Genomic DNA, 7930 nt, shown 5'->3' with positions numbered 1-7930 from the left:
GGCTCGCCGAGGAAGCGCACCGGCGGCGGGTCGGCCCACAGCGGCAGCACCTCTTTGGTCAGCAGCTTGATGAGCGTCGACTTGCCCGCGCCGTTGGGGCCCAAGACCACCAGCCGCTCGCCGGCGTCGATGCGGAACTCGTCCACCGAGAGGATCGCTCGTCCGTCCCGCATGACGACTGCGCCACGCAGCTCGAGCAGGGGCGGCGCCAACGACTCCGTGCTCACGTCGTCGCTCACAGCGCCGCCTCGTTGATCCGCGCGTAGCGGACGTGGTCTTCCCACCGGCCGTTGATGCGCAGGTAGCGCGGCGAGTAGCCCTCCCGGGAGAACCCGGCTCGCTCGGCGACGCCCAGCGACCGCTCGTTGTGCGGCATCACGTTGATCTCGAGCCGGTGTAGGCCGAGTTCCCCGAAGGCGATGCCCACCACACCCCGCACCGCCTCGGTCATGAAGCCCTGACCGACCGCGTCGGGAGCGAGCGCATAGCCCACGTGTGCCGACTGCAATGCGCCCCGGATGATGTTGCGGGTGTTGACCGCACCGATGACGACGCCCGGGTCGGTCTTGGGCGACAGGAACAGACACAGCGACATGCCGCGCCGGCCCTCCTCGATCTGGCCGCGCAACCGCTCGGCGACCACGGGCAACTGCCAGTAGTCGGCAGGCCGCGTGGGATCCCACGGGAAGTGGTACTCGAGCGAGCGCAGCCCGTACGCGCGCACAGGCGCGGCATGCTCGGGTCCGAGCTCACGCAGCAGCAGCCTATTGGTCTCCCACGCGCCCGGCATGCGTCCCCGCTACTCCGCGCTGCGATGGATGAGCGGAGCGAACGACTCGGAGGCGACGTCCTTGAGGACCTGCGCGCGTGCAATCGGGTCGAGCCCGGCGAGCTGCTCGCGCATGACCTCGCTTGCGGTCGCTATGCGGTCCGAACGACGGCTGACCGCGCCGCCGCTGATGACCGCGATTCCGCCGAGGATGAAGACCGCCGGCAGCAGGTACGGCCACGCCCCGCGCTTGCCGCGAATCAGGTTCATGATGACGGCGCCCAGCCCGGCTCCCACGAGCGAAAGCCCGATGGCGGCGTCGACCGCCGGGTCGTCGATGCGCTCGACGAACCGATCGCGGATCTCATCCTTGCGCGCGAGCCATTCGTCCTTGGTCGCGAGAATCTCTTCACGAGTGACCATTGTGGTCCCACCTTCCTTCTCGGTTAGTACGTTCCCGAGCAAAGCCGCCGAGCAACGCGAATCGCTACGCGGGCTTGGGGGCGGCGATCAGTTCGAGCAGGTTGTCGAGCAGTCGTGCGTTGTCGTTGGTGTCGATGGCGATGTTGGCGAAGATCGCATCGTCTCCGAGAACCACCACGCGTCCCGAGCCGATCGTCGCGACGCCCACCACGCCGTACGGCGGCTGCGGATCCTTCTTGTCGAACTTCTGGTCGTTGTTCTGGTCGACCACGACCTCGGCGGGCGCCTCGATGATGATGCGGGGATCGGCGATGTCGGACTTCTCGAGACCGACGGGCCAACCGGACGCGACGCTCAGCATCTTGACGCCCTCGGTGACCGGGTCGGCGATGACCTTGTCGGTCGCCCAGTAGCCCTGGTTGCCGTCGAGACGCGGATCGACCATGACTCCGGTGCCGACCGGCAGCCCGTAGCGTGCGGGCGTACCCATGACGGGGAACGGCACGTGGATCGTCATGATCATCGTGCCACCGCGCCCGACGAAGTCGTCGAGGACCGTGCGCTCCTCATCGGAGAGCGGAACCATGGGTCCGGGCAGGAACACCGCAGCGACGTCTTCGGACAGCGTCTTCTTGTCGATGGGCTTCGTGATCACCTTGACCGCGTAGCCGGCATTGCGCATGCGTTCGACGGCCTTCGACTGCCCGAGTTCGCTGGCATCCTGCGGCCCGAAGACCTCGTTGTGCGACATGTCGAAGACGATCGTGCCGCGCTTGGAACGCGAGCCGGTCGGCTCGAGCGTCTCGGCGACGATCATCGGGGCGGAAGGGTTCATCGGCAGAGTGGTGGCGGTCGACGAATCCTCGGCGGGCTTCTCGGCGTATCCGCCGGTGCGAATCTGAACGGACACGTAGATCGCATAGCCGAGGACGGCGATTGCGAGCACGACCGGTATCGAGATCAGGAGGGCGAGGGACTTCTTGGACACGGAACGGTCCTTTCGGTGGTGTCGCGAGTGCGGTTTGCGGGCAGAGAAACACCGATACGGTAGCACGCTCGGCCACGCACGACGCGCGCGGGCGTGAGATGCTTGCCGAGTCGACAATCGGTGAAGGGACCGTCGTGGCAGAACTCATGGTCATCGCGTACGTCTTCGGGCGTTGCGCCCTGTTCCTGTTCGTGTACGCGACCGCGTGGTACGTGCTCGCGCTCGTGATGCGCCGAAACGACATCGCCGACATCGCGTGGGGCCTCGGGCCGACGCTCGTCGCCTGGTGGCTCGCGCTGCAGCCGTTTGCCGCGCCGCATGCTCTGCCGCTGGCCGCGCTCGTAAGCGTGTGGGGGCTGCGCCTCGCGTGGCACGTCGCGCGCCGGGACTTCGCTCCGGGCCGTGGCGAGGACGCCCGCTACGCAGCGTGGCGCGCCGAGTGGAAGTACGTGAAGCTGCGCTCCTACCTTCAGGTCTTCCTGCTGCAGGCGTTCTTCATGCTGCTGGTGATTGCTCCGGTGGTCCTCATCGCGACCTCGGCCGTCGCCCCCTCACTGCCGTTCGTCATCGCGGGGCTCGCCGTGACGTTCGCAGGCTTCGCCATCGAGTCGACCGCCGACCGGCAGCTCGCGGCCTTCCTCGCGCAGCCGCGTGAGACGCGCGGGCGCGTGATGGACCAGGGGCTATGGGGATGGAGCCGCCACCCCAACTACTTCGGCGAATCGATGATCTGGCTCGGGTTCGCGATCCTCTCGGCGGGTGTTCCGCTGGGGTGGATCGGGTTCATCAGCCCGATGATCATCACGTGGCTGCTCGTGTTCGTGTCAGGCATCCCGATGGTCGAGCAGCGCCACGCGGGCGAGCCGGCGTGGGAGGCGTACAAGGCGAGGACCAGTGCGTTCGTGCCGCTGCCGCCCAAGCGCGACTGAGGCGGACTGCGCGCGGCTCGGTGATAGAGTGAGTTTGACCGCGACGCTCGAACGCGGAGCGCCCATGAGAGAGGACCTTCTCGATATGCCGTGGCAAAGAGACGACGACGACAATCTCAGATTCGACGGTCCGCTCGCGGACTTCATGGGCCTCATCAAGGTGTCCTACGAACAGGACACCGAGCGTGGCACCGACAACCCCGAGCTCGGCGAGTACGTCACCGCTACGGCCATCGTGCTTCGCGAGGTGATGATCGAGTACTTCTCGGATGACCCCGAGGCCAAGGAGTTCGTTGAGCGGCTCTCCGATGGCCTCAAGGAAGACGACAACGGCGCCGTGCACGTCGCCACCTTCGAGATGCTCGACGACATGGCCGAGCACATCGAGCCGGACGCCCTTGAGCACTGGATGTCCACGTTCGCGATTCGCGGCGCGATCGTGGAGTTGGCGACCACGGCCTTCGCGTGATCGCAGGCGTCGACACGCCGGCGCGTGATCGCCGTGTGACTGCGGCAGCCCGAGCACTCGCATGTGCGGTTGCGTTCTACATCGCGCTCGCCGCGCTCTCGCCCGCGACGGCCTTCGCCTCCACAGCGGCAAGCGCCACGCCCGATGCCTCGCCTGCCCGCGCCCGCACGGTCATCGTCGTGCTCGCGCCGTACCTCTCGTGGTCCGATCTCACCGCCGAGAAGACCCCCGCCATCCACAAGCTCCTCGAGTCAGCGGCCCTGGGCAGCCTGAACGCGAGGTCGGCCGACACGGGCTGGCCCACGTACGCGGGCGGCGCCCTCACCATCTCGGCCGGTCGCTGGGCGACCGGTCCCACCGGCGGCCCGATCGACGCCGCCTCTCTCGACCGCGCGCGCGAGGCGAACGCGGACTCGCTGTCGCCTCCCACGCTCGGGCTGCTCGGTGATGCGCTGCAGGGTGCCGGTCTGCGCACCGTCGCGGCGGGCGCCTCCGACACCTCGACGGTGGCTTCGGGGCGGTTGCGCCCGGCCGAGCTCATCGCGACCGACGGCAGTGGCACCGTGAACGTACGTTTCGGCGACTCGCAGGTGGCCGACGCCTCGGCACCGTTCGGGCTTCGAACCGACACCCGCGCACTCGTCTCGGACGTCGCGTCCGCGCTCACCGGCGCGCCCGGGCTGATCGTCGTGGACACCAGCGACCTGTCGCGCGCGCATGACGCGAGCGCCACGCCCGACGCTTACCGCGCCAATCACGCTGCGGCGGTGACCAAACTCGACGACCTCGTCGGGGAGCTCTCGCTGCTGGTCGCGCAGGGTGCCGGCGACGGAGTGATGCTCGCGATCGTGCCGGTCGCGACCAATAAGGAGTGGTACAAGGCGCCTGAGTTCGGGCCGCTCATCCTTGCAGGCGGCGGCTTCTCGGGCGAAATTCTCTCTGCCTCCACCCGCCGAGCAGGACTGGCCACGAACCTCGATATCGGCCCCACGGTGCTCGCGGCGCTGGGCGTCGAGGTGCCCGCACAGATGCTCGGCCGGCCGCTCACCTCACGCGCGGATGCGACGTCGGTTGACGAGCGCATCGCGCGCTACGCGCTGATCGACGCCTCGGTGGGCACGATCGACCGACTGCGCGACGCATGGCTCGCGCGCTGGTTCTGCTACGCCGCGATCGCCGCCATCGCGCTCGCGACGCTGCTGATCGCGTACCCGATGCGTCGCGCTGCGTTCGCCGGCGAGGCCGCTCTGATCGTGGTGCTCGCGGCGATGCCCGCCGGCTGGCTCATGCTGGTGGTCCGCCCGTGGCCGATAAACGATGCGGGCGCATTGCACGCGTTCATCGTCGCAACGGCGTTGATCGTCGCAGCCGCGTTCGGGGTTCGCGCCCTGTGGCCGAGCCGCGCGCCGGCTGCCGCGCTCTTCCTCACCACGCTCACCTCGTTCGCGATCGCACTCGACCAGTGGACGGGCAACCCGTTCGAGTCGGGCATCTTCTCGTACTCGATCGCCGCGGGCTGGCGCTACTACGGCATCGGCAACGAGGGTGCGGCGATCCTCGTGGGCTCGTCGATCGCGGCACTCGCGCTCGCTGCCGACTGCGTGCCCGAGCGGTTCGCGGGCGCTGTCCGGCGGTTCGGCATCCCCGTGGTTGGCAGCATCGTCGTCGTGACCGCCGCCGCCCCGTTCGCGGGCGCGAACGCCGGCGCCGCCGTCTGGGGCGTGGTCGCGTACTGCATCGCATGGGCGGCGATGAACGGCATCCGGCTCACCTGGCGTTCTGCCGCGGTCACGTTGGGAGCGGTGGTGGTCGTGGTCGCGGCGTTCTCGGCGATCGATCTGCTGCAGGCCAAGAGCGGCGGAAGCCACCTCGCGCGCTTCGCAGGCGGCATCTTGCAAGGCGACATCTCCGGGACCGCCGAGCTCGTGCGCCGCAAACTCGCCAACAACCTGGGGCTGCTCACGCGCACGACGTTCACGTGGGTCGCGCTCGCGATGGCGGCGGCTCTCGTCGCGCTGCGGTTTGCGCCGGGACGCCCGCTGCGTGCCGGCTTGGCCGAGACCCCCGCCTACGGCAAGGCCGTCGTGGGCATCATCGTTGGCGGCCTCGTCGCGTGGGCAACCGAGGACTCCGGCACCGTGATGCCCGCGCTGATGCTGCTCGCCGGCATAGGGCCGGCGTTCGTGATCGTGCTCCGGCGCCAATCCCAGCAGACTCCCTGACACCCTCCTCTTGACCCTCACGCAACGTGAGGGTTTACGCTCCTTCTCGGAAGGAGGCGATGCGAGATGTCATGGACTGTCGGTGAAGTCTCAAAGCTCACACGCGTGAGCGTTCGAACGCTGCACCACTACGACGAGATCGGGCTGCTCGCGCCAAGCGCGCGCTCGGATGCGGGCTACCGGCTCTACTCGGTCGATGACCTCGAGCGGCTGCAGCAGATCCTGCTCTTCCGGGAGCTGGGCTTCGCGCTGCCCGACATCGCCGAGATCCTCTCGGACCCCACGTTCGACCGGGCCAAGGCGCTCAAAGCGCAACGCAACCTCCTCGCCGAGAAGGTGCGGCGAACCGAAGTCGCGATCGACGCGATCGATCTGCGGCTGCTGGAGATGGGAGAAGGGATCGAGATGACCAAGGACGAGGCGTCCAAGATGTTCGGTGAGCTGTTCGACGGGTTCGATCCGGCCGAGTACGAGGACGAGGTGCAGGAGCGCTGGGGCGAGACCGATGCGTACAAGCAGTCGGCCGCGCGCACGAAGCGCTACGGTCGCGCCGAGTGGGAACTGATCAAGGCGGAGGACCTAGCGAACACGAACGCGTTCATCGCGCTCATGGACGCCGGCGTGGCCGCCGATTCACCCGAGGCGATGGCACTCGCGGAGGACCATCGCGAGCACATCTCGAAGTGGTTCTACGACCTGCCGGTCGAGTTCTACGGGAACATGGCCGCCATCTGGGTCAACGACCCGCGCTTCACGAAGAACATCGACAAGCCGCGCGCGGGGCTCGCAGCATACAAGTACGCGGCGGTGGTTGCGCTCGTGGCAGCGAATGCGGGCGGCGCCAGCGAGTAGACCTGGCGTCGCGCGGGTCACTCGCGGGTGCGCGGCCCCGCGCCGCGACCTACAGGTGGTCGTGGAAGCCGCACTCCACGTGACTGCCGTCGCAGAACGGCTTGTTCTTGCTCTGGCCACAGCGGCATAGCGTCACGCGGTTGCGGACCTCGTAGGTCTCGCCGTCCGCCGCTTCGACCTCGATGCCGCCGCGCACCCAGATGGGCCCGCTCACGGCCGCCTTCACGTCCTGCACGAACGCGATCGACGGGTCGAGTTGCGGCTCGAGGCGCTCCCCCGACTCCGAGTCGATGGCCGTGTAGCGACCCGAAGGGCACAGCTCGCACTCGTCGCGCACGAGCTGCTCGGCCTCGTCGGAGTCCTCGAGGATGCGATGCCACACCGCACCGTCGCGATGACAGAAGCGCGCGTCGGCGCACAGTGAGCGCGCGTCGGCGAGGTCGAGCCTGGGACCGTGGACCATCTCGGCCTGCTCGGCGTAGGGAGCGCGGCTCGCGACCTCGGTGCCGTCGAAGCCGAGTAGCGCATGGCTGCCGTCACATAGCGGCTTCGCGTCTGACTTGCCGCAGCGGCACAGTCCGCAGCTCTCGCGGTCCATAAGCCGCGAGTCGACTCGCCACTCGCGCGACTCGCCCTCGTCGTCGCACACGATCGACTCCACGGTCATCGGAACGAGCCCCGAGACGATGTACGGACCGTTCTTGGTGACTCGTATGCGTACGCCCGATGCCGGCTTCATGGGCAATCCCCTCGGTTGAGTGCCGATCCCGGTGATGAGTATCACACAGCGCACGAGCAACGCGGCCGATACCAGTGTGGAGGCGCTTCGTCTCCGCCGTTGGGAGGTTCACCGTGCTCGTCCGCTTCGCCCGTTACACCGTAGCGCTGATGCTCATCGGCTGCCTCGTCGCGCCGTCAGCGTTCGCGAGCGAGGCCGCGGGCGTGGCCCCGGCGGGTGAATCAGCCGTCGCCAGCGCCTTCGCGGCGCTCGCCGACATTCGGATCGGCGTCGACTCGAGCGTCGTCACGATCCAGAACGGTGCATCGGCCGAGCCGGTCGTCATCGACTACGGCCAGGCGCTGCGCACCGGCTCGCTCGGCTTCACCAACGACGGATCGCAGTCGCAGATCGCACGCGGCAGCGCGCATCGCACCGGCGCGCTCCCCCACGGCTTCACGCTGGTGCAGATCGCCGGCGTGTTGCTCGGACTTCTCGTGCTCGGCATAGCGCTCTCGCGCGCCCGAGAGGCGCTCCCCGCGGCTCATCGCTAGGGCGGC

At 68.4% G+C, this 7930-nt stretch carries 10 protein-coding genes; 5 read left to right on the top strand and 5 right to left on the bottom strand.

The features are described from left to right. The 4 genes from HGB10_05090 to HGB10_05075 form a co-directional block, all read right to left on the bottom strand. Positions 1–173 (bottom strand): ATP-binding cassette domain-containing protein (locus HGB10_05090; protein ID NTU71177.1); only part of this gene is annotated, 173 nt, incomplete at its 3' end. Positions 174–235: 62 nt separating this feature from the next. After that, complete coding sequence (locus tag HGB10_05085; GenBank protein ID NTU71176.1) at positions 236–790, bottom strand: GNAT family N-acetyltransferase; 555 nt, start codon at positions 788–790, stop codon at positions 236–238. 9 nt (positions 791–799) lie between these two features. Further along, positions 800–1192 carry a hypothetical protein gene (locus HGB10_05080; protein NTU71175.1) on the bottom strand — a complete coding sequence of 131 codons (393 nt, stop codon included), beginning with the start codon at positions 1190–1192 and terminating at the stop codon, positions 800–802. 64 nt (positions 1193–1256) lie between these two features. After that, positions 1257–2180: a DUF4350 domain-containing protein gene (locus HGB10_05075; GenBank protein NTU71174.1), complete on the bottom strand. Its 924-nt coding sequence runs from the start codon at positions 2178–2180 to the stop codon at positions 1257–1259. Between the two features lie 134 nt (positions 2181–2314). On the opposite strand from HGB10_05075, the gene HGB10_05070 reads away from it, so the two are divergent. The 4 genes from HGB10_05070 (at position 2315) to HGB10_05055 (ending at position 6652) form a co-directional block, all read left to right on the top strand. Next, the gene (locus HGB10_05070) at positions 2315–3109 is read left to right on the top strand and encodes a DUF1295 domain-containing protein (protein NTU71173.1); all 795 of its coding nucleotides are present in this window, start codon (positions 2315–2317) and stop codon (positions 3107–3109) included. Between the two features lie 64 nt (positions 3110–3173). Next, positions 3174–3578, top strand: coding sequence for a hypothetical protein (locus HGB10_05065; GenBank protein NTU71172.1), 405 nt, complete (start codon positions 3174–3176; stop codon positions 3576–3578). Continuing rightward, positions 3575–5800: a hypothetical protein gene (locus tag HGB10_05060; protein NTU71171.1), complete on the top strand. Its 2226-nt coding sequence runs from the start codon at positions 3575–3577 to the stop codon at positions 5798–5800. The genes HGB10_05065 and HGB10_05060 overlap by 4 nt, the downstream gene beginning before the upstream one ends. Before the next feature lie 66 nt (positions 5801–5866). After that, positions 5867–6652 (top strand): MerR family transcriptional regulator, encoded by a 786-nt coding sequence (locus tag HGB10_05055; protein ID NTU71170.1) that lies wholly within the window; start codon positions 5867–5869, stop codon positions 6650–6652. Between the two features lie 49 nt (positions 6653–6701). On the opposite strand, the gene HGB10_05050 is transcribed toward HGB10_05055, so the two are convergent. Next, positions 6702–7391 (bottom strand): iron-binding protein, encoded by a 690-nt coding sequence (locus HGB10_05050; protein NTU71169.1) that lies wholly within the window; start codon positions 7389–7391, stop codon positions 6702–6704. A 113-nt stretch (positions 7392–7504) separates the two neighbouring features. On the opposite strand from HGB10_05050, the gene HGB10_05045 reads away from it, so the two are divergent. Then, on the top strand, positions 7505–7924 hold the full coding sequence (locus tag HGB10_05045; protein ID NTU71168.1) for a hypothetical protein: 420 nt from the start codon (positions 7505–7507) through the stop codon (positions 7922–7924). Positions 7925–7930: the final 6 nt, after the last annotated feature.

The sequence above is a fragment of the Coriobacteriia bacterium genome (assembly GCA_013334745.1).
In the GTDB taxonomy this organism is placed as follows: Bacteria; Actinomycetota; Coriobacteriia; order Anaerosomatales; family JAAXUF01; genus JAAXWY01.
The sequence above is the reverse complement of the archived record's forward strand: the minus strand, read 5'-3'. Positions and strand labels throughout refer to the sequence as shown.

Bases quoted from the DNA above. Each gene is read 5' to 3' on its own strand.
- HGB10_05085 (NTU71176.1), bottom strand. From the start codon at position 790: ATGCCGGGCGCGTGGGAGACCAATAGGCTGCTGCTGCGTGAGCTCGGA.
- HGB10_05080 (NTU71175.1), bottom strand. From the start codon at position 1,192: ATGGTCACTCGTGAAGAGATTCTCGCGACCAAGGACGAATGGCTCGCG.
- HGB10_05065 (NTU71172.1), top strand. From the start codon at position 3,174: ATGAGAGAGGACCTTCTCGATATGCCGTGGCAAAGAGACGACGACGAC.
- HGB10_05055 (NTU71170.1), top strand. From the start codon at position 5,867: ATGTCATGGACTGTCGGTGAAGTCTCAAAGCTCACACGCGTGAGCGTT.
- HGB10_05050 (NTU71169.1), bottom strand. From the start codon at position 7,391: ATGAAGCCGGCATCGGGCGTACGCATACGAGTCACCAAGAACGGTCCG.